This window comes from Vibrio paucivorans (assembly GCF_054053395.1).
In genome coordinates this window covers 2,987,809-3,008,015 of sequence record NZ_CM133230.1, presented here as the reverse complement: position 1 = coordinate 3,008,015, position 20,207 = coordinate 2,987,809, and the positions used below count along the sequence as shown (strand labels likewise).

Sequence of the window (20,207 nt, the reverse complement as noted above, 5' to 3'; positions counted from 1 at the left end):
TGAGCCCCTTTTAACTCCTTACAGGAGCTGATTGTGAAAGACTTATTAAACTTTCTAAAAGCGCAGCATAAGACCGAAGAATTTGATGCAATCAAAATCGGTCTATCTTCACCAGACATGATCCGTTCATGGTCTTTTGGTGAAGTTAAAAAACCTGAAACGATCAACTATCGTACGTTCAAGCCTGAGCGTGATGGTCTGTTCTGTGCGCGTATCTTTGGTCCAGTAAAAGACTACGAATGTCTTTGTGGCAAATATAAGCGTCTGAAACACCGTGGCGTTATCTGTGAGAAGTGTGGCGTTGAAGTTACACAAACTAAAGTTCGTCGTGACCGTATGGGCCACATCGAGCTTGCATCACCAGTTGCTCACATCTGGTTCCTAAAATCACTACCGTCTCGTATCGGTCTACTAATGGATATCCCTCTACGTGATATCGAGCGTGTTCTTTACTTCGAAATGTACGTTGTAACTGAACCAGGTATGACGGATCTAGAAAAAGGTCAGATGCTTACTGAAGAAGAGTATCTGGATCGTCTAGAAGAGTGGGGTGACGAATTCACGGCTAAGATGGGTGCGGAAGCGATCAAAGACCTACTTGCGTCTATGGATCTGCCTGCTGAAATCGAAGAAATGCGTGAAGAGCTTCAGTCTACTAACTCAGAGACTAAGCGTAAGAAAATCACTAAGCGTCTGAAGCTAGTTGAAGCGTTCGTTCAATCTGGTAACAACCCAGAGTGGATGATCCTAACGGTGCTTCCGGTACTTCCGCCAGATCTACGTCCTCTAGTACCACTAGATGGCGGTCGCTTCGCGACATCTGATCTGAACGACCTATACCGTCGCGTAATCAACCGTAACAACCGTTTGAAGCGTCTTCTAGAGCTAGCTGCTCCGGACATCATCGTACGTAACGAAAAGCGTATGCTGCAAGAGTCTGTTGATGCACTTCTAGATAACGGTCGTCGCGGTCGTGCGATTACTGGTTCGAACAAGCGTCCTCTGAAATCTCTTGCTGATATGATCAAGGGTAAACAAGGTCGTTTCCGTCAGAACCTTCTAGGTAAGCGTGTAGACTACTCTGGCCGTTCTGTAATCACAGTAGGTCCATACCTTCGTCTGCACCAGTGTGGTCTTCCTAAGAAGATGGCACTTGAGCTTTTCAAACCATTTATTTACAGCAAGCTAGAAACTCGTGGCATGGCGACGACAATCAAAGCTGCTAAGAAAATGGTAGAGCGCGAAGAAGCGATCGTTTGGGATATTCTAGACGAAGTTATCCGCGAACACCCAGTACTGCTTAACCGTGCACCTACACTTCACCGTCTAGGTATCCAAGCGTTTGAACCAGTACTAATCGAAGGTAAAGCGATTCAGCTACACCCACTTGTGTGTGCGGCGTATAACGCGGACTTCGATGGTGACCAAATGGCGGTACACGTGCCTCTAACTCTAGAAGCACAGCTTGAAGCTCGTACTCTGATGATGTCGACAAACAACATTCTGTCGCCAGCGTCAGGTGATCCGATCATCGTACCTTCTCAGGACGTTGTATTGGGTCTTTACTACATGACTCGCGAAAAGATTAATGTGAAAGGCGAAGGTATGTACCTTGCAGGCCCTGAAGAGGCTGAGAAGGCATACCGTACTAAGACTGCTGAGCTACATGCTCGCGTTAAAGTTCGTATCACGGAAACTGTCGTTGATGAAGATGGCAACAGCACAACAGAAACTAAGATGGTGGATACCACTATCGGTCGTGCAATGCTATGGCAAATCGTGCCAGCGGGCCTACCGTTCAGCATCGTTAACCAAAAGCTAGGTAAGAAACAAATTTCTACTCTGCTTAACGAGGCGTACCGTAAGCTTGGTCTGAAAGACACAGTAATCTTCGCTGACCAAATCATGTACACAGGTTTTGCTTACGCAGCTCTATCTGGTGTTTCTGTAGGTATCGACGACATGGTTGTACCTGATGCGAAATACACAGAGATCTCGGAAGCGGAAGAAGAAGTACGCGAAATCCAAGAACAGTTCCAATCGGGTCTTGTTACTGCGGGTGAGCGTTACAACAAAGTTATCGATATCTGGGCGTCTACCAACGACCGCGTTGCGAAAGCAATGATGGATAACCTTTCTTCTGAAACAGTTGTAAACCGTGACGGTGAAGAAGAACAGCAAGAGTCGTTCAACAGCATCTACATGATGGCTGACTCGGGCGCTCGTGGTTCTGCTGCTCAGATTCGTCAGTTAGCGGGTATGCGTGGTCTGATGGCGCGTCCAGATGGTTCTATCATCGAAACGCCGATCACAGCGAACTTTAAAGAAGGTCTAAACGTACTTCAGTACTTTATCTCAACGCACGGTGCTCGTAAGGGTCTTGCGGATACAGCACTGAAAACTGCGAACTCGGGTTACCTAACTCGTCGTCTAGTAGACGTAGCGCAGGACGTTGTAGTACACGAACACGATTGTGGTACTCACGAAGGTGTCGACATGATGCCTCACATCGAGGGTGGTGACGTTAAGGTAGCCCTAACGGAACTTGCTCTAGGTCGTGTAGTAGCAGAAGACGTTCTTAAGCCAGGTACTGAAGATGTACTGATCCCACGTAATACTCTCATTGATGAGAAGTGGTGTCAGATCATGGAAGAGAACTCAGTAGACCGCATGAAAGTGCGCTCTGTAGTTACTTGTGATTCAGACTTCGGTTGTTGTGCACAGTGTTACGGTCGTGACCTAGCACGTGGTCACCTAGTGAACCAAGGTGAAGCAGTTGGTGTTATCGCTGCTCAGTCTATCGGTGAGCCGGGTACACAGCTTACGATGCGTACGTTCCACATCGGTGGTGCGGCATCTACTGCAGCAGCAGAGAACAGCATCCAAGCGAAGAACACAGGTTCTGTGAAACTTCACAATGCTAAGTTCGTAATCAACAAAGACAAGAAGCTTGTAATCACTTCTCGTGCATCTGAACTAACCATCATTGATGAGTTCGGCCGTACGAAAGAGAAGCACAAACTTCCTTACGGTTCTGTACTAAGCAAAGCGGACAACGATTCAGTAACTGCTGGTGAAACAGTAGCTAACTGGGAAGCGCACACTATGCCAATCATCACTGAAGTGGCAGGTCGCATCCAATTCGTTGACATGATCGACGGTGTAACAGTATCTCGTCAAACAGATGACCTAACGGGTCTATCTTCAAGCGAAGTAACTGAAGCAGCAGCTCGCCCAGCAGCAGGTAAAGATATGCGTCCAGCTATCAAACTTGTTGATGAGCAAGGTAACGATGTAATGATCCCTGGTACTGATATGCCAGCTCACTACTTCCTACCTGGTAAAGCGATTGTAAACATCGAAGATGGCGCAGAAGTGGGTATTGGTGATACGTTAGCGCGTATTCCTCAGAAGTCTGGCGGTAACAAAGATATTACCGGTGGTCTACCACGCGTTGCTGACCTATTTGAAGCGCGTAAGCCGAAAGAGCCTGCGATTCTTGCTGAGCACACAGGTACTGTGTCATTCGGTAAAGAAACTAAGGGTAAACGTCGTCTGATCATCACTCGCGACGGTGGCGAAACTTACGAAGAAATGATTCCTAAGCATCGTCAGCTAAACGTGTTTGAAGGTGAGAAAGTGGAACGTGGTGATGTTATCGCTGACGGTCCAGAGACTCCACATGACATTCTACGTCTACGTGGTATCCACGCAGTAACTCAGTACATCGCTAACGAAGTACAAGAAGTTTACCGTTTACAAGGCGTTAAGATTAACGATAAGCACATCGAGACTATCGTTCGTCAAATGCTTCGTAAGTGTACGATCACTCATGCTGGTGACTCTGAGTTCCTACCTGGTGAGCAAGTTGAATACTCACAAGTTAAGATCGCTAACCGTCAGCTAGAAGCTGAAGGCAAAGAGCTAGTACGTTTCGAACGTGAACTACTAGGTATCACTAAAGCATCTCTAGCGACTGAGTCGTTCATCTCTGCGGCATCGTTCCAGGAGACAACTCGCGTACTAACAGAAGCTGCGGTTTCTGGTAAGCGTGATGATCTACGTGGCTTGAAAGAGAACGTTATTGTTGGTCGTCTGATCCCAGCTGGTACTGGTTTCGCATACCACCAAGACCGTCAAGCTAAGCGTGACGAAGCGCAAGAAGGTCCATCTGCTGAACAAGCAACAGATAACCTAGCTGCACTTCTAAATGCAGGCTTCTCTTCAGACGAGTAATCGCTGAGTCGAGAAATGATAAAAGGCACCCTAGGGTGCCTTTTTTGTTTTTATGAGCTACTAATTGACAATATAGATTCAGCGACAAAAACAAAGGGCAGGTGTTAATACACCTGCCCTTAAAAGTGTGTTTGAGCTGAGCTTACGCTCCTGGAGGAATCGCTAAGCTGTCTGCTATGAGTTGAATGAGCTTGTCTTCCACTTCAAATCGAAGCTCAAGTACTTCACCCACTTTAGACATATCAGATTCAAAGCTAGGTAAGTCATCTTCTGCCGATACTTTGGTATATCTATCGTGGAACTCAAGTAAAGGTTCCGTTGTTAAGACAATCTTAGCGTAAGTTTGATCGATCTCTTCATTGGTTTTAAAACCAGTGGCCTTCCACTTGTCCATAACCATGTCATAGATCTTGAAGTGACCTTCAGAAATATAGTCGACTAAATGGTCACAAAATGAACCAATGTCTTTTGGAGAGGGAAGCTCGACAACATTGGATTGTGCCTGAGCAGGTTGAAGTGAGCCAAGCTTACAATATTCAACGATAAGAGCTTGCCTAGTTTCCAGCCAATGATCGATGACCTCACTGGAGCCACCCCATTGTTCTTGCGTTTGTTTGAATTTATTTAGCATGACCATGCCCTCATGATCGGATCACAACGTTGGTGATCTTTCCTTTGCATTGCAAAGCACAATTAAAGATACAACTTCTTGTCCTTACTAGAGTTTATTCTCAGAAAATTACTGCTCAACTAACTCTGGTATGAAATTAGATTGCCAGTAAAATGAACGAACTGCAAGTGATGAGGGGCAGGGATGTTAAAATTAAGTAAAGTAACTGCAGAGACAAAAGCTTATTGGTGTGTTGTATCTGGAAGTGAGCTATGGCTCCAAGGAAGTGACTGGCCTTGTGCCAGTGCGCAGTCACTTAATCTGCCAGTGGAGAAAGCACAGCTCATTGGACAGTACAATAACCTACCGGTGATGTGGTTGAATGAGTCGGATTGCGAACAAGTATTGCAATTTACCTCACTGCGTGATTGTCTGGATTTTGAACAAGCTAAGTTTCTTTTGATGAGTAAAGCCGTTCAATACGGGCACATGAGCCAGTCGATGCGGTTCTGCCCTCAATGCGGTGGCAGGAACCACCTAAATCACAATCAACTCGCGATGCAGTGTAAAGATTGTCGAACATTGCATTATCCAAGGATATTTCCTTGCATCATTGTTGCGGTCAGGAACCAAGAGCAAATTCTGTTGGCTCAGCACCCTCGTCACAGAGGTGGGATGTACACTGTCATTGCTGGCTTTCTAGAGGTAGGAGAGACGCTAGAGCAGTGTGTTGCTCGCGAGGTAAAGGAAGAAACGGGTATTACAGTTACGAATATCCAGTATTTTGGTAGCCAGCCTTGGGCGTTTCCTTCCAGTATGATGATGGGCTTTGTCGCCGAATATAGCTCTGGAGAGGTGAAGCCAGATTATCGTGAACTAACGGATGCAAGATGGTTTAATGCCAACGAATTGCCTCCAGTTGCGCCACACGGAACCATTGCTAGAGAGTTGATTGAGTACACGATAGAGGTGATTAATAGGGCGTCATCTCTTTGAAATAGATAAAAAAAACCCTCCGAGAAGGAGGGGGTAAGTAAGATGTCGTTATGAGATGCTGAGTCACAAGTACTCAGTTTATAATTGTAGTTTTCGCTAGCGAACAAATTTTTAACACTGTTACATGTTGGGTGCAAATTAAGCATTGATTTAATCGTTAATAACATGATCCAGGTTGCAAAGCACACAGCTTTTAGAGCTAAATCAATGTTAGAATACCCCCAACATTAAGAAGCCCAAATATTGGAAAAATGGAATGACTGAATTAAAGAATGATCGTTATCTACGTGCTCTACTTAAACAGCCAGTAGATTGCACTCCAGTATGGATGATGCGCCAAGCAGGTCGCTACCTACCAGAATATAAAGCGACTCGTGCAGAAGCAGGGGATTTTATGTCTCTGTGTAAGAATGCAGAGTTGGCTTCAGAGGTGACATTACAACCACTGCGTCGATTCCCTCTCGATGCGGCTATCCTTTTCTCTGATATTCTCACTATCCCTGATGCAATGGGGTTAGAGCTACGCTTTGCAGCAGGTGAGGGGCCAGTATTTGACAAGCCAATCACTTGTAAAGCCGATGTCGAAAAAATTGGTCTTCCAGATCCTGAAGGTGAACTGCAGTACGTGATGAATGCAGTACGTCAGATTCGTAAAGATCTTAACGGTGATGTACCATTGATTGGTTTCTCGGGTAGTCCTTGGACGCTTGCAACTTATATGGTTGAAGGTGGTAGCTCAAAAGCGTTCACCAAGATCAAAAAGATGATGTACGCAGAGCCTCAAACACTACATTTGCTTCTAGATAAGTTAGCAGACAGTGTTATTGAATACCTAAATGCGCAGATCAAAGCCGGTGCTCAATCAGTGATGGTATTTGATACTTGGGGTGGTGTTCTTACTCCACGCGATTACAACCTATTCTCACTGCAATACATGCACAAGATCGTTGATGGCCTAATCCGTGAAAACGACGGTCGTCGCGTACCTGTAACGCTATTCACGAAGAACGGTGGCATGTGGCTGGAGCAAATCGCAGCAACGGGCTGTGATGCAGTTGGCCTAGACTGGACTATCAACATTCAAGATGCTGTTAAGCGTGTGGGTGACAAGGTTGCTCTGCAAGGTAATATGGATCCATCCATGTTGTACGCTTCTCCAGAGCGAATCCGTGAAGAAGTCGCGACTATCCTTGAAGGCTTTGGTGATGCAGGTACTGGTCACGTGTTTAACCTTGGCCACGGTATCCACTTGGATGTCCCACCAGAGAATGCGGGCGTTTTTGTGGATGCGGTACATGAGTTATCGAAGCCATACCACAAGTAATAAACTTCTCATGAAAGCGCCTGATATGACCAGGCGCTTTTTTGTTATCGGTTACACTTGTCGGTATACTGGCTGAACGAACGAAAAGGGATAGTTAGACTACATGAAGACTCGTGACAAAATCGTGCATGCGGCATTGGAGCTGTTCAATGAACATGGTGAACGTAACATTACTACTAACCATATAGCGGCTCATATCGATATTAGCCCAGGTAACTTGTATTACCACTTTCGCAACAAACAAGAAATTGTCCGAGAGATCTTCGCTCTATATTCTGCAGAGCTTCTTGAACGATTCACACCTATTCAAGGCCAACAAGAAAGCTTAGTTCTTCTAAAACACTACCTCGATTCGATATTTACTCTGATGTGGAAATATCGTTTTTTCTACGCCAACCTACCTGAGATTCTGCAACGCGATACCGATCTTCACGCTGACTATATTCAGGTACAAGACAAGCTTCAGACTAACTTGATTAACATCATGCGTGCCTTTGTCGAGCTCAAGCTGTTAAAAGTTGAAGAGCACGAACTGAAGTCTTTGGTCACAACCTTGCACTTGATTGCCTCAAGCTGGCTAGGTTATCAATCGGCGATGTCGCCACGAACCCAGATTACCGAGCAAATAGTTCATCAAGGAATGTTGCAGATGATTGCAGTGGTGAAGCCAAAAGCGACCGAGCAAGGTAGAGAGCAGTTACAACTGCTTGAAGATGGCGTAAAAGCGATGCACGCGTAAAACAGCAACGCTAGAGTAAAGCTTAGAATCGAGACTGGTACTCAGATATTTCTTTTAGGTCTTTGTATTATCTTTTAATTCCAATACATTAGGCTCAATTTTCAACAATTAAGGTTTTGTATGCACTACGATGTATTCAATGGTGATGCGGATGGCATCATTGCGCTTTTGCAACTGCGCTTAGCTGAGCCTAAGGCATCTCAATTAGTGACTGGGGTGAAGCGTGATATTAAGTTGGTGGAAAAGCTAGCTATCGAAAAGGACGACACTTTGACCATTTTGGATATCTCAATGGCAAAGAACATGGATGCTCTAGAAGCTGCTTTGGAGTCGGGAGCGAGCGTATTTTATGCCGATCATCACCAAGCTGGTGATATCCCACAACATGACGCACTAGATGCGCATATCGACCTAGATGCTAACGTATGTACTGCTTTGATTATTGATCAGCTGTTAGATGGTCAGTTCCATCTATGGGCTATTACTGCGGCATACGGTGATAACCTTATTGCTAAGGCTGATGAATTAGCCGATAGACAAGGTCTAACAAGCAAACAGAAAGAGCAATTGAAAGAACTTGGTACGCTGATTAACTACAATGGATATGGTGCGAAAGTAGAAGATTTGCACTACCATCCTGCTGATTTGTATCAGGCTCTGTTGAAGTATGAGTCTCCATTCGATGCTATCGCCGACGAAGGATCACCTTATTACACGCTGCAACAGGCTTATCAGCAAGATATGGATAAAGCATTGGCTATCGATGCGCAATATCGTAGTGATAAGCTGGGCTTGTTCGAACTACCAAACAATGCTGCATCACGACGTATCAGTGGTGTATATGGAAACTTGTTAGCTAATCAAGCCCCTGATTCAGCTCATGCCGTTTTGACTGAAAACGCGGATGGGACTTATACCGTTTCTTTGCGAGCGCCTTTGTCTAATAAGCAGGGCGCTGGTGATATTTGCAGCCAGTTTGAAACTGGTGGCGGTCGAGCGGCGGCGGCTGGTATCAATGCGCTCGCGAAAGAGCACGTAGAAGCGTTTATTAGTGCGGTAGAAAACCATTACTCATAACGCCTATTCGAGGTAAATGGTTAAGAAATGCCTTGTAGTCGGTAGTGCTAACTGAAGTAGCGTTACTGTACTGCGAGGCGTTTTTATTTTGTGGCTATATGTTTGGCTTTGGGATTAACGAGTCAGCCAGCGCTTAGGGTTCTGGGTTTTACTATTACGTCGGATCTCGAAGTATAATGAAGGCCTGCTTTGACCACCCGTATCCCCTGCGAGTGCGATCGTCTCTCCAGCCGTTACTTTATCCCCTTCTTTCTTTAGCAAGGTTTGGTTAAAGCCGTAAAGTGTCATGTCCCCTTTACCGTGATCGAGTAACACCACCAACCCGTAGCCACGTAGATATTCAGCAAATACAACGGTACCAGAGTAAACGGACTTCACTGCTTGTCCATAATCGGCATCAATTACAATTCCGCTCCAGTCGACTTGGCCTGTTTGTCTTGTCCCATAGCTGTGAATTACCTTGCCTTTGAGAGGCCATGGCAGCTTGCCTTGTTTGCTGCCTAATCCGTTCATCGGTACAGCATTGCGTTTGGCTGCTTTGGCTATTTCAGCCTTTAGGCGAGTTTCGTTACGTTGCAGTTCTGACAGGTATACCTGATCGTTAGAAATACTTTTCTTAATTTGGCCAAGAGTCTTTTTACGTTGATTCTGAGTTTTTGCTAGGGAGTCTCGCTTACGTGTTTGCTCGTTAAGTAGTTGGGTAATTTGCTCTTTTTCTAGTGCTAGCTGGCGTTCATTGTCAGCAAGTTGCTGATGTGTTTTTTCAAGCTCTTCAATAACAGCTGCTCGCTCTTTAGCAAGGTGCTGAAAGTATTGGCTAATTCGATCTTCTTCAACTCCGTTGTTCAAAATATTCGAGCTGGCTTTAGCACGCTGAGTAACGTAATAGGTTTTGATTAATTCTTCTAAGCGTTCGGTTTGTGTATTTTTTTGCTGTTCGAGTTGTTGAATGTTGTTGTGTAGCGTATCGATATTCGTGTTGGTGGTAGCGAGGTCGGATTTGGTTTTTTTTATCTGTGTTTCAAGCGAGCTGATCCCAACCTCTTGCTTACGCAGTGAGTCTTGTAGAGAGTTGAGCTTTTTCTGTTGGCTACTGAGAGAACTTTGCTGGCGAGATATTTCGCTCTTTACCTCTTTGAGTTCACTCGGTGAAGATGCGTATGCGCTGGGAAACCCTATAGCGAGCGTCGTTAGAACTGCGATAGAGGAGCAACGGCTCTTCGATATTAACGACGATGTATAACGTTTCTTCATGGTAAACCAATATGCACATGCCAACAGGGGAAATCAGTATACCCAAAGTCATTTGTCAGAAGAAAGGATTAAGTCAAATCTTGCTATAACTTCACTGATTCTAAGTCATTGGAATATATGAAAGCGTGAAACTTACATCGGCAATAAAAAACGCCCCCAGCTTGAAAACTGAGGGCGTTGGAAGTAATCAGTGTTGCGAGTTACTTGATGATGACTTGACCTGACATTTCTGCAGGAATTTCTAAGTCAGTAAGCGCTAGCATTGTAGGAGCTAGATCAGACAGCTTACCGCCTTCTTTAAACTCGACTTGCTTTTCGCCAACGTAGATAAGAGGAACAGGTAGGTTCGTGTGCGCAGTGTGCGTACCACCTGTCTCTGGGTCTACCATCATTTCTGCGTTACCGTGGTCAGCAGTGATTAGCATTTGGCCGCCCACTTCTTCAATGGCAGCAACGACTTTACCTACACACGTATCAACCGCTTCAATTGCTTTTTCTGCCGCTTCGTATACGCCTGTGTGGCCAACCATATCTGGGTTAGGGTAGTTACAAATAATTGTGTCGTACTTGCCTGACTTAATCGCAGCAACCATCTTCTCAGTGAGTTCTTCTGAGCTCATTTCAGGTTGTAGGTCGTACGTTGCTACTTTTGGTGATGCAACTAGCTGACGCTCTTCACCTTCAAACTCGTCTTCAACACCGCCGTTGAAGAAGAAAGTAACGTGTGCGTATTTTTCAGTTTCAGAGATACGTAGCTGAGTTTTACCTTGCTTAGATAGCCACTCACCGTACGTGTTCTCTAGAGATGCTGGTGGGAACGCAATTGATAGAGGGATATCGGCTGCGTATTGAGTAAGCATCACGAAGTTGATAGCTGGGAATACAGCGCGCTCGAAGCCTGCAAAATCTGGTACGAAAGTACGAGTGATTTGACGTGCACGGTCAGCACGGTAGTTCATGAAGATAACTGCGTCGCCATCTGCGATCACTGCGTCTTCTTGACCTTCAGCTTTAATAGCTGTTGCTTTAACGAACTCGTCGTTCTCGTCACGAGCGTAAGCCGCTTCTAGACCAGCAACTGCAGTTTCTGATGTGAATTCTGCTTTAGCTTGAGTTAGAAGATCGTAAGCAACTTGAACGCGATCCCAGTTGTTATCACGGTCCATTGCGTAGTAACGACCTACTAGAGACGCTACGCGACCTTTGCCAAGCGTAGCGAATAGGTCTTGGAAACGTTGTAGAGAGTTCTCTGCGCTGCGTGGTGGCGTGTCACGACCGTCTAGGAAGCAGTGTAGGTAGATCTTCTCTGCGCCACGTGCAGCTGCCATTTCAACTGCTGCGTAGATGTGGTCTTCGTGAGAGTGTACGCCACCTGGAGACATAAGACCCATGATGTGTACCGCTTTCTCTGCTTTAACAGCTGAGTCGATAGCTTCCACTAGCGCTGGAGTTTCAGCGAACTCACCGTCAGCGATTGATTTAGTGATGCGAGTTAGGTCTTGGTATACCACTCGGCCAGCACCGATGTTTGTGTGGCCAACTTCGGAGTTACCCATTTGACCGTCTGGTAGGCCAACATCCATGCCAGATGCAGAGATTAACGTGTTTGGGTTGTTTGCAAATAGACTGTCTAATACTGGTGTTTTTGCATTTGCGATCGCGTTGCTTGCGGTATCTTCACGGTGACCGTAACCGTCAAGAATAACTAGAGCCATTGGCTTCTTAGCTGACATAGTGATGACCTCGTCAAATTTTAAGTAACTGTCGGTCTTGAAGACCTTGAAACAAAACTAGCGTAATTTTACTACACTTTTTAACCAAAACTGTAGGCTAAGATCAAATATTGTTTGTGATTTATTGTAGCTATCTTTCACATTTACGGGTGAAAGCGTAGTTAGCCGACAGAAACGAAAGTAATTCATTAACTGTAGTTTCGGACAGTTTAGTTATCCAAGAAAGAAGATAATGCCTATTAATCTAATAGCTGAGTAATGACTAACCAACCAATATTCCGGTGCCGATTACTGCCACAATTGCACCAATCCAAGCATAGCGATTAGGTCGTTGTTTGGTGTAGAACCAGAGAATAGGCAAAAGCATTATCGGTGTTGTTGAAGAGAGCAGTGCAACCATGCCGACATTGCCTTCTTGCAGCGCATATAAGATCAGTGTCATTCCAACTGCCATGGCTAAGAAACCGTTAATGGCAGTAATGAGGAAGATTGAACGGTTCATTGGTTGAGTCGCCTTGGCAAGTTTGGCTCCGGACAGCAGAAACAAGCAATGTGCGATAAAAGCGGTGATCATTCTCATTGCGGACGCGGCAACAGGGTCAATGGCCGTTTGCATAATAGGTTTTGCAATTATGCCCCCTAGTGCTTGACACATAGCAGCCGTCAAGCCAAGCGCCACTCCAAACCACACATTCCCTTTTATCATTTCTAATTTATTATTTGATTGACCTCTACGACCAAAAAAGATTGCGGTCAAAACGCCTGAAAACACCAGCAAAGAGCCGAGCAGCTCTAAATTGGACATGGTTTCACTGAAAATGAAGTAGCCTAAAATAGCAGAGAAAACGGCATGACAAGAAAAGAGTAAGCCCGCTTGCCTCGGCCCCATTCGATTTAAACAAGCAAACAGTGCCGTATCACCAATAAAAATACCGATTAGCCCAGACAGCATCATAGCGGTGATTGCGTTGGTTTCTACGGTTGACCAGCCACCAGTGAATAATGCCATTGTCGCAAGAATGACGGACGTACAACCCATGCGCCATCGGCTATAAGCAAATGTGCCGAGGTGCTGTGCTGGTGTGACAGAGAGTAAACTGGCGACAGCCCATAAAAAAGCGGCGGCTAACGCAAGCCATTCGAAACCCATCCTAAACGCATCCTTGTGCTGCATGAAAGAAACTCAATATGCCTTAACCTTATCTTCAAGCAAAGAAAAGATTAAGGCGAGTCGGATGAAGCTAGGTAGCTGAGAACGCTTAAGTGAGTAGAAGTGTCGCGGTATAAACAATAACCAGACCGATCAGGCCGATGATTATTCCGGTTTTAGCCATGTCTTTGCTCTCAATAAGACCGGTAGAGTATGCCAGTGAGTTTGGTGGTGTCGAGACGGGTAAAATCATTCCTAAAGAAGCAGAGAACGCAACGACGACCAGTAACCCTTGTAGGCCACCGATGGTTGCTAAACTTTCCATTGATGCTCCGATTGCGGCTGCTATTGGCATTAACAAGTTGGCCGTAGCAGTGTTCGACATGAAGTTGGCCATTAGCCAGCAGACGATTGAGAGTGTGATTACCACGGCAACAGGAGATAAGGACTCATAGTCAATTGCGTGAGCGAGTGCAGCCGCTAAACCGGTCTTGTCTAAGCCAATACCAATCGCGATTCCCCCTGCAACAAGCCACAGCACATCCCAGTTGATTTGCTTTAGCTCTTCCTTACCCATTATTCCCGTTAAAGTAAAAATGGCCAGCGGAATAATAGAAACCACGTAGGTATTCATACCGTGCAGTTTGGTGGTCATCCACAGCAATATAGTGGCTCCAAAAGTGCAGTAGACCACAATCGCTCTCCAGCTTGTTTTGAAGGTGCCGTTGAGCTTAAGCATCATTTTATCCTGCGTCGCCGGAAAGAGTTTTTGTAGCAGAAACCATGCAATGGTTAACTGAATAATGACGAAAGGTAGCCCCATCATCATCCAACTTAAAAAGTCGATGGTGTTCTCACCAGTTAAGTACTGCAGCGCAATTGCATTTGGCGGGGTGCCAATTGGGGTGGCTATACCTCCAGTATTGGCAGCAATTGGGATACACAACACCAGTGCTTTGATACCTAAATCCCCTTTGGGAGCGGAAGCAACGATAGGCCCAAGTAATGCCAGCATCATGACGGTTGTAGCTGTGTTTGACATAAACATCGAGAACACTGCCGTAATTAGCATTAGCCCTAACATTATGAATTTCGGCTGGGTGCCAAAAGGCTTCAATAAAACACGGGCGAGATTGTTATCCAAATCATATTTAGAAGCAGCAATCGCTAAAGCAAAGCCGCCCATAAAGAGAATAATGATCGGAGAAGAAAAGGCGCTGAAAATGTCGGTGTATTTCATCAATTCGCCGAGTTCATGTCCTGCTGGTGGATTGCGAAACAGGTGCATGCCTTTATCGGAAATCATGATGAGCTCTAAAGCGATGATTAAAATAGATGTGGCAAAGACAGGAACAGGCTCTAAAACCCAAAGCAGAGCAGCCAGTAAGAAAATGGCCAGCAGTCGATGTTGAATGACGGTGAGGTCATCGATTGGAATCCAATCAATAGGCATCAAGAGTACACCCAGTGGCAACCCAAAGCAGATGAGTAATTTAACGATGATCCCTGAATCAATCTTCGCCATACAGTGGTTTAACTCCCTTCATATTTCCTTATGAAGAGATAGAGTAATTGACGATGAAGTAGAGGTCTTCGACGAGGGCGAGAGTTTTAACAACGCGCTGAATTTGTTGAACTATATTTGTTTTGCATCAAAAAAGCCCCGAGAGTCGGGGCTTTTTAATAAAAGAGCTAAGCAGAGAAATTAGGCTTCAGGTGCTTCAGAAGTAGCGCCTTCTGCACGATGTGCATAAGCAGTACCCATTACTGTTGCTTGTCCATTTTGCATCGACTCATCAAACTTGATTGCGTCTTTTGCAAACAGGTTGATTACAGTTGAACCTAGTTTAAAGCGGCCCATTTCCTCGCCTTTCTTAAGAATTACCGCTTTATCGCCTTCTGCTGGGTAGTCCCACTTGTAAACCGTGTTGCCACGAGGTGGTGTAATTGTACCTGCCCATACTTGCTCGATACTACCAACAATAGTCGCACCGACTAAGACTTGTGCCATTGGGCCAAACTCAGTATCAAAAATAGACACGACACGCTCATTGCGCGCAAATAAGTTTGGTACATTTTCCGCTGTGAGAGGATTTACTGAGAACAAATCACCTGGTACGTAAATCATTTGGCGCAGCGTGCCATCACATGGCATATGCACGCGATGGTAATCTCGTGGTGACAAGTACAAAGTGGCAAATTCACCTTCTGCAAATTCTTCTGCCAGAGCAGAATCACCACCAAGTAGTTCTTGAGCAGTAAAGTCATGACCTTTTGCTTGAATCAGTTTGCCATCTTTAATTGGGCCAAATTGACTGACACAGGCATCAGCGGGGTGAGAGATAACAGAATCACCCTCGGCAATAGGACGTGCACCTTCTTTGAGCTCTCGTACGAAAAAGTCGTTAAACGTTTTGAAATGTTTAGGATCTGAGTGCAGAGCTTCGTCCATATTGACGTTATATTGCTTGATAAACCAGCGAATGATTGCTGTTGTTAGACCGCCAGCCTTTGCTGATGCTAGCTTGCCCACAAGGCGCGTTAAACCGTGTTGTGGGATCCAATATTGCAGTCCAACTTTAATCTTATCCATGGTATTCAATTCCAATGCTATTTGAATGATTGACGATATTCTGGGCGCGAGATGTTACTCAAATTGCACCTGAATGTCAGCAGTTGCGATAGTTTGCTTACAAAATTGCGATTACAAATCGGCTTTTTTGTTACGTGAATACTGTCGGTTTGCTTTGTTTTCCGCCATGCTTTCGATGATGCGATGATAGTTATCAAAACGAACTTCGCTGATTTCGCCCTTTTCAACGGCTTCACGAATGATGCAGCCAGGATCATCATTATGCTTACAGTCTCTGAATCGGCATCCGCCAAGTAAGCTTCTAAACTCAACAAATGCCTCTGTCACTTGCTCTGCTTCTAGGTGCCATAGACCAAATTCACGTACGCCAGGGGAGTCAATCAGATTACCACCACTTGGTATATGATATAGGCGAGCAGCAGTTGTAGTGTGCTGACCAAGCCCCGAGTTTTCTGAGATAGCGCCTTCTTCGACTTCTAGTTCTGGCATTAACGCATTGACTAAACTCGATTTTCCTACCCCTGACTGGCCGACGAAGATATTGATACGCCCCTGAAGTTCAGCTTCTAGGGCGGCAATGCCTTCGCCTGTTTCTTTACTCACAAGCAGAACCTTATATCCGATGCGCTCATATTCACGTAACCACTCGGCGTAGGTGTCGCGCTGTTCACTTTCCAATAAATCGATTTTGTTGAGTACGATAAGTGGAGATATCTGTAAGGTTTCTGACGCCACAAGGTAGCGGTCAATGATATTCAGCGACAGTTCTGGCAAGACCGATGACACGATAATCATTTGGTCTACATTTGCGGCGACGGGCTTCAAACCGTCGTAATAGTCAGGCCGAGTGAGTACAGAGGTACGTGGCTCAACTGCTTCTACAACGCCAGAAATTCCTGCCATAGATTCTAATCCAGGGCGCCATATCACTTTGTCGCCCGATACTAGTGATTCAATGCCTCGGCGTAAGTTACACCGATGAATCTCTTTAGTTTCCGAGTCTTCGATATCAGCGTGTTGACCAAAGCGAGTAATAACTAAACCAGATTTAGTACCACCCAGCATGGACTCATCCCATTGAATGGAATCTTCCTGTTTTAAGCGTTTTTTCTGGTTGCTACGCACTCGCCTTACTTGGCCTTTAGTCAGCTTTTTTTTCTTTGCCACAATGTATTCTTAGTTAACGATTATCGAGGTTGCGATCCAAACAGAAATGCTCGCAGTTGCTGTCTGTAGCAATTTACGCAAAGCTATCCTGAGGATCTTAATTTGGGTATAGTACCCTTTTTAACAGCAAACAAATAGGCAACTCATCTATGTCCTTTAGCGATCAGAACTTAATTTGGGTCGATCTTGAGATGACAGGCTTGGATCCTGAAACACACAAAATTATCGAAATCGCCACCATTGTTACTGACAGTGAATTAAACATTTTAGCTGAAGGGCCTGTTCTTGCTATTCATCAGCCGGAAGAAGAACTAGATAAAATGGATGAGTGGTGTACGACTACGCACACCGGTAGCGGGTTAGTAGAGCGTGTTCGGAAAAGTAACGTGACAGAGCAGCAAGCGATTACTCAAACCATCGAATTTCTTGAAAATTGGGTGCCAAAAGGTAAATCGCCGATTTGTGGTAACAGTATTGGCCAAGATCGCCGATTCTTATACAAGCATATGCCTGAGCTAGAGCAGTACTTTCATTATCGATACATTGATGTGAGTACTCTTAAAGAACTGACACGCCGTTGGAAGCCTGAAGTGCTGGATGGATTTTCTAAATCAGGCAGTCATCTAGCGCTTGATGATATTCGTGAATCAATCGCGGAACTGCAATATTATCGCCAAACGATTATCAGCATTTAGCTTATCAAGCCTGAGTGGCTTGAAGTTTGTCTAAAACAATCACTTCCGAGTAGAAAAGCGTCAGATTTGGGCGCTTTTTCATCAAACGAAAAAAAAGTTAGTGTTTTTTTGTGGAAGGACTTGCATCACAAAAAAATGCTCTTATAATTCGCAGCCCTGAACGACGGAAACGTTGTGAATGCGACACTAGCTCAGTTGGTAGAGCGCAACCTTGCCAAGGTTGAGGTCACGAGTTCGAACCTCGTGTGTCGCTCCAAATTTAAAGCTGTCATCGTGCTTAACGGTGAAACAATACGGACGCGGGGTGGAGCAGCTTGGTAGCTCGTCGGGCTCATAACCCGAAGGTCGTCGGTTCAAATCCGGCCCCCGCAACCAAATTTCAGGTGTTGTGATTCGCTAGCTCGTCGGGCTCAGCTATTCATAAAATCTAGCGAAGGTCTTTGGTATAAATCAGCCTCGCAACCAATGCGACACTAGCTCAGTTGGTAGAGCGCAACCTTGCCAAGGTTGAGGTCACGAGTTCGAACCTCGTGTGTCGCTCCAAATTTATAGGCTTTCATCATGCCTTGAATGATGAATACGGACGCGGGGTGGAGCAGCTTGGTAGCTCGTCGGGCTCATAACCCGAAGGTCGTCGGTTCAAATCCGGCCCCCGCAACCAAATGCGACACTAGCTCAGTTGGTAGAGCGCAACCTTGCCAAGGTTGAGGTCACGAGTTCGAACCTCGTGTGTCGCTCCAAATTTATAGGCTTTCATCATGCCTTGAATGATGAATACGGACGCGGGGTGGAGCAGCTTGGTAGCTCGTCGGGCTCATAACCCGAAGGTCGTCGGTTCAAATCCGGCCCCCGCAACCAATGCGACACTAGCTCAGTTGGTAGAGCGCAACCTTGCCAAGGTTGAGGTCACGAGTTCGAACCTCGTGTGTCGCTCCAGTTTCTCTTTGCAGATATGCAGTTCATATCGTGCTAAACGATGAATCAAGTTACATCCGCTCTTTATAATGCTGAGAAGCATTAACCCCTACAAGTAATGACCAACTTAGCAAAGTGCTAGGTTTCTGTGTCGAATATTACCTCGAGATATCAACAGCGAGTGAAAGCTTTATCCTAGTTATGGTTAAGGTCGCCTTTGCTTAGGCTGTTAACAGACTTATCCACATTTATGTTTCTGTGGATAACTTGGTGTATAAACTTATAAATCTAGATTGACTCGTCTCAAGATTAAAGATCATTTTGTTTCAATGGAATGACACTTATCTAGTGGGTTTTTATTAAGGTGTTGTTTTTTAAGGTTTTTGTTGGTTTTTTTCTTATGGGTAGGTAAAAGCTATATGATCATTAAGTGATTGTTTTTTGATCCTAGTCATTTATTGAGTTTGTGGCTAACTTTCATAAAATATACCAAACAGTGACTAGTTTACTTTTTTTTCCACACATTGATTTTTTTTAGAAGTAAATCAAAAAAACAACGCTAAATGATGAAATTCTTAAGCATCCCTAGGAAGTCCCTTCTCAACAATCCGAATTAGTCTATTCTTTTTAGTTTGCTCAGAAGTTACTGTGCGCGGAAGTTGGGCACGTTGCTCTGTTAAAGCCCAATTAATATGCTCATCCAGTAGCTCGCTGATGCCTAATCTTGACTCTAGAACCTCAATAATTTCAATAGAATAAGGCGCATTTCCCAAAGCAATGGAGATATTGCGTAACCATTGAACGTGTCCGATACGTCGAATAGCCGAGCCTTCCATGTATTTTAGAAACTCGTTTTCACTCCACTGAAACAAAGTAACCAAATTGGCATTTGCTAGACTGTCACGGCGATGGAAGTCATCTTGCTGTGTTAAATCAGAGAATCGATTCCAAGGACAAACGAGCTGGCAATCATCGCAGCCATAGATACGGTTTCCCATTGCTTTTCTATATTGCTCTGGAATCACACCATCAAATTCAATGGTTAGGTAAGAAATGCATCGTCTAGCATCAACAACAGCATCATCAACAATGGCATTGGTAGGGCACGAAGTAATGCATGCTCGGCACTTTCCGCATTGGTCTTCTTGTGGAGTATCGATTGGCAGTGGAATATCGACTAATAACTCACCTAGAAAAAACCATGATCCTGACTCTTTATCTAGTATTAAGGAGTGTTTTCCAATCCAGCCTAGCCCAGCTTTTTGAGCCAGTGGACGTTCTAGAATAGGTGCAGAGTCGACAAATGGGCGGTAACCAAGTTGTTCCACTTCTTGTTCAATCTTCTGTCCGAGTTTCTTTAGTTGATTGCGGATTAACTTATGGTAATCACGCCCTAACGCATAGCGGCTAATGTAGGCTTGGTTTGGATCACTGAGGTTTGAAGCGAATTGAGCTTCAGGTGGAAGGTAATCCATTCGAACACTGATGACTCTAATAGTGCCAGGAAGGAGCTCTGCAGGACGTGCTCTCATCATTCCGTGCCTTTCCATCCAATCCATACTGCCATGATAGCCAGCGTCTAACCATCTCTGCAGTTCGGCTTCGTGGTTTGATAAATCAACATCGCAGATCCCTGCTTTTTGAAATCCAAGTTCAGTAGCCCAAACTTTTATTTGTTCGGCGAGTTGTTGATAGTTCATAGCGATGGCACTCAGCGA

General features: G+C 45.0%; 14 protein-coding genes and 7 tRNA genes. 13 read left to right on the top strand and 8 right to left on the bottom strand.

The window, feature by feature from the left end:
• The first annotated feature begins 33 nt into the window (after positions 1–33).
• The gene (rpoC, locus tag ACXABW_RS13665) at positions 34–4,236 is read left to right on the top strand and encodes a DNA-directed RNA polymerase subunit beta' (RefSeq protein ID WP_457523141.1); all 4,203 of its coding nucleotides are present in this window, start codon (positions 34–36) and stop codon (positions 4,234–4,236) included.
• 142 nt (positions 4,237–4,378) lie between these two features.
• Here the strand turns inward: rpoC and rsd are convergent, their stop codons facing one another.
• Positions 4,379–4,873: a sigma D regulator gene (gene rsd / locus ACXABW_RS13660; protein ID WP_252028495.1), complete on the bottom strand. Its 495-nt coding sequence runs from the start codon at positions 4,871–4,873 to the stop codon at positions 4,379–4,381.
• A 177-nt stretch (positions 4,874–5,050) separates the two neighbouring features.
• Here rsd and nudC point away from each other — a divergent pair, with 177 nt between their 5' ends.
• From nudC to ACXABW_RS13640, 4 genes are all read left to right on the top strand, one after another.
• Positions 5,051–5,842 (top strand): NAD(+) diphosphatase, encoded by a 792-nt coding sequence (gene nudC, locus ACXABW_RS13655; RefSeq protein WP_457523139.1) that lies wholly within the window; start codon positions 5,051–5,053, stop codon positions 5,840–5,842.
• A 256-nt stretch (positions 5,843–6,098) separates the two neighbouring features.
• Complete coding sequence (gene hemE / locus ACXABW_RS13650; protein ID WP_252028489.1) at positions 6,099–7,166, top strand: uroporphyrinogen decarboxylase; 1,068 nt, start codon at positions 6,099–6,101, stop codon at positions 7,164–7,166.
• A gap of 103 nt (positions 7,167–7,269) precedes the next feature.
• Entirely contained in the window at positions 7,270–7,905 is a 636-nt protein-coding gene (locus ACXABW_RS13645) for a TetR/AcrR family transcriptional regulator (RefSeq protein WP_457523137.1), read from the top strand.
• A 120-nt stretch (positions 7,906–8,025) separates the two neighbouring features.
• Positions 8,026–8,982, top strand: coding sequence for a DHHA1 domain-containing protein (locus ACXABW_RS13640; protein WP_457523135.1), 957 nt, complete (start codon positions 8,026–8,028; stop codon positions 8,980–8,982).
• A gap of 114 nt (positions 8,983–9,096) precedes the next feature.
• Here the strand turns inward: ACXABW_RS13640 and ACXABW_RS13635 are convergent, their stop codons facing one another.
• The 6 genes from ACXABW_RS13635 to rsgA all read right to left on the bottom strand — a co-directional run bounded on the left by ACXABW_RS13635 (position 9,097) and on the right by rsgA (position 16,879).
• Positions 9,097–10,236 carry a murein hydrolase activator EnvC family protein gene (locus ACXABW_RS13635; protein ID WP_457523133.1) on the bottom strand — a complete coding sequence of 380 codons (1,140 nt, stop codon included), beginning with the start codon at positions 10,234–10,236 and terminating at the stop codon, positions 9,097–9,099.
• A 200-nt stretch (positions 10,237–10,436) separates the two neighbouring features.
• Positions 10,437–11,969, bottom strand: a complete 1,533-nt coding sequence (gene gpmM, locus ACXABW_RS13630; protein ID WP_457523131.1) for a 2,3-bisphosphoglycerate-independent phosphoglycerate mutase — start codon at positions 11,967–11,969, stop codon at positions 10,437–10,439.
• 262 nt (positions 11,970–12,231) lie between these two features.
• The gene (locus tag ACXABW_RS13625) at positions 12,232–13,119 is read right to left on the bottom strand and encodes a DMT family transporter (protein WP_457523129.1); all 888 of its coding nucleotides are present in this window, start codon (positions 13,117–13,119) and stop codon (positions 12,232–12,234) included.
• A gap of 109 nt (positions 13,120–13,228) precedes the next feature.
• Positions 13,229–14,644: an SLC13 family permease gene (locus tag ACXABW_RS13620; RefSeq protein ID WP_252028474.1), complete on the bottom strand. Its 1,416-nt coding sequence runs from the start codon at positions 14,642–14,644 to the stop codon at positions 13,229–13,231.
• Between the two features lie 180 nt (positions 14,645–14,824).
• Positions 14,825–15,712 (bottom strand): archaetidylserine decarboxylase, encoded by an 888-nt coding sequence (asd, locus tag ACXABW_RS13615; protein ID WP_265687855.1) that lies wholly within the window; start codon positions 15,710–15,712, stop codon positions 14,825–14,827.
• Positions 15,713–15,823: 111 nt separating this feature from the next.
• The gene (gene rsgA / locus ACXABW_RS13610; protein ID WP_457523127.1) at positions 15,824–16,879 is read right to left on the bottom strand and encodes a small ribosomal subunit biogenesis GTPase RsgA; all 1,056 of its coding nucleotides are present in this window, start codon (positions 16,877–16,879) and stop codon (positions 15,824–15,826) included.
• A 149-nt stretch (positions 16,880–17,028) separates the two neighbouring features.
• Between rsgA and orn the strand changes: the two genes are divergently transcribed.
• The 8 genes from orn to ACXABW_RS13570 all read left to right on the top strand — a co-directional run bounded on the left by orn (position 17,029) and on the right by ACXABW_RS13570 (position 18,510).
• The gene (gene orn / locus ACXABW_RS13605) at positions 17,029–17,574 is read left to right on the top strand and encodes an oligoribonuclease (protein WP_252028468.1); all 546 of its coding nucleotides are present in this window, start codon (positions 17,029–17,031) and stop codon (positions 17,572–17,574) included.
• A gap of 180 nt (positions 17,575–17,754) precedes the next feature.
• A tRNA-Gly gene (locus ACXABW_RS13600) sits at positions 17,755–17,830 on the top strand.
• 42 nt (positions 17,831–17,872) lie between these two features.
• A tRNA-Met gene (locus ACXABW_RS13595) sits at positions 17,873–17,949 on the top strand.
• A gap of 92 nt (positions 17,950–18,041) precedes the next feature.
• Positions 18,042–18,117: transfer RNA gene (locus ACXABW_RS13590), tRNA-Gly, on the top strand.
• A 41-nt stretch (positions 18,118–18,158) separates the two neighbouring features.
• A tRNA-Met gene (locus ACXABW_RS13585) sits at positions 18,159–18,235 on the top strand.
• A gap of 3 nt (positions 18,236–18,238) precedes the next feature.
• Positions 18,239–18,314, top strand: a tRNA-Gly gene (locus tag ACXABW_RS13580).
• Positions 18,315–18,355: 41 nt separating this feature from the next.
• Positions 18,356–18,432, top strand: a tRNA-Met gene (locus ACXABW_RS13575).
• A 2-nt stretch (positions 18,433–18,434) separates the two neighbouring features.
• Positions 18,435–18,510, top strand: a tRNA-Gly gene (locus ACXABW_RS13570).
• A 554-nt stretch (positions 18,511–19,064) separates the two neighbouring features.
• Here the strand turns inward: ACXABW_RS13570 and queG are convergent.
• The gene (gene queG / locus ACXABW_RS13565) at positions 19,065–20,189 is read right to left on the bottom strand and encodes a tRNA epoxyqueuosine(34) reductase QueG (RefSeq protein WP_252028467.1); all 1,125 of its coding nucleotides are present in this window, start codon (positions 20,187–20,189) and stop codon (positions 19,065–19,067) included.
• Between the last annotated feature and the right edge of the window lie 18 nt (positions 20,190–20,207).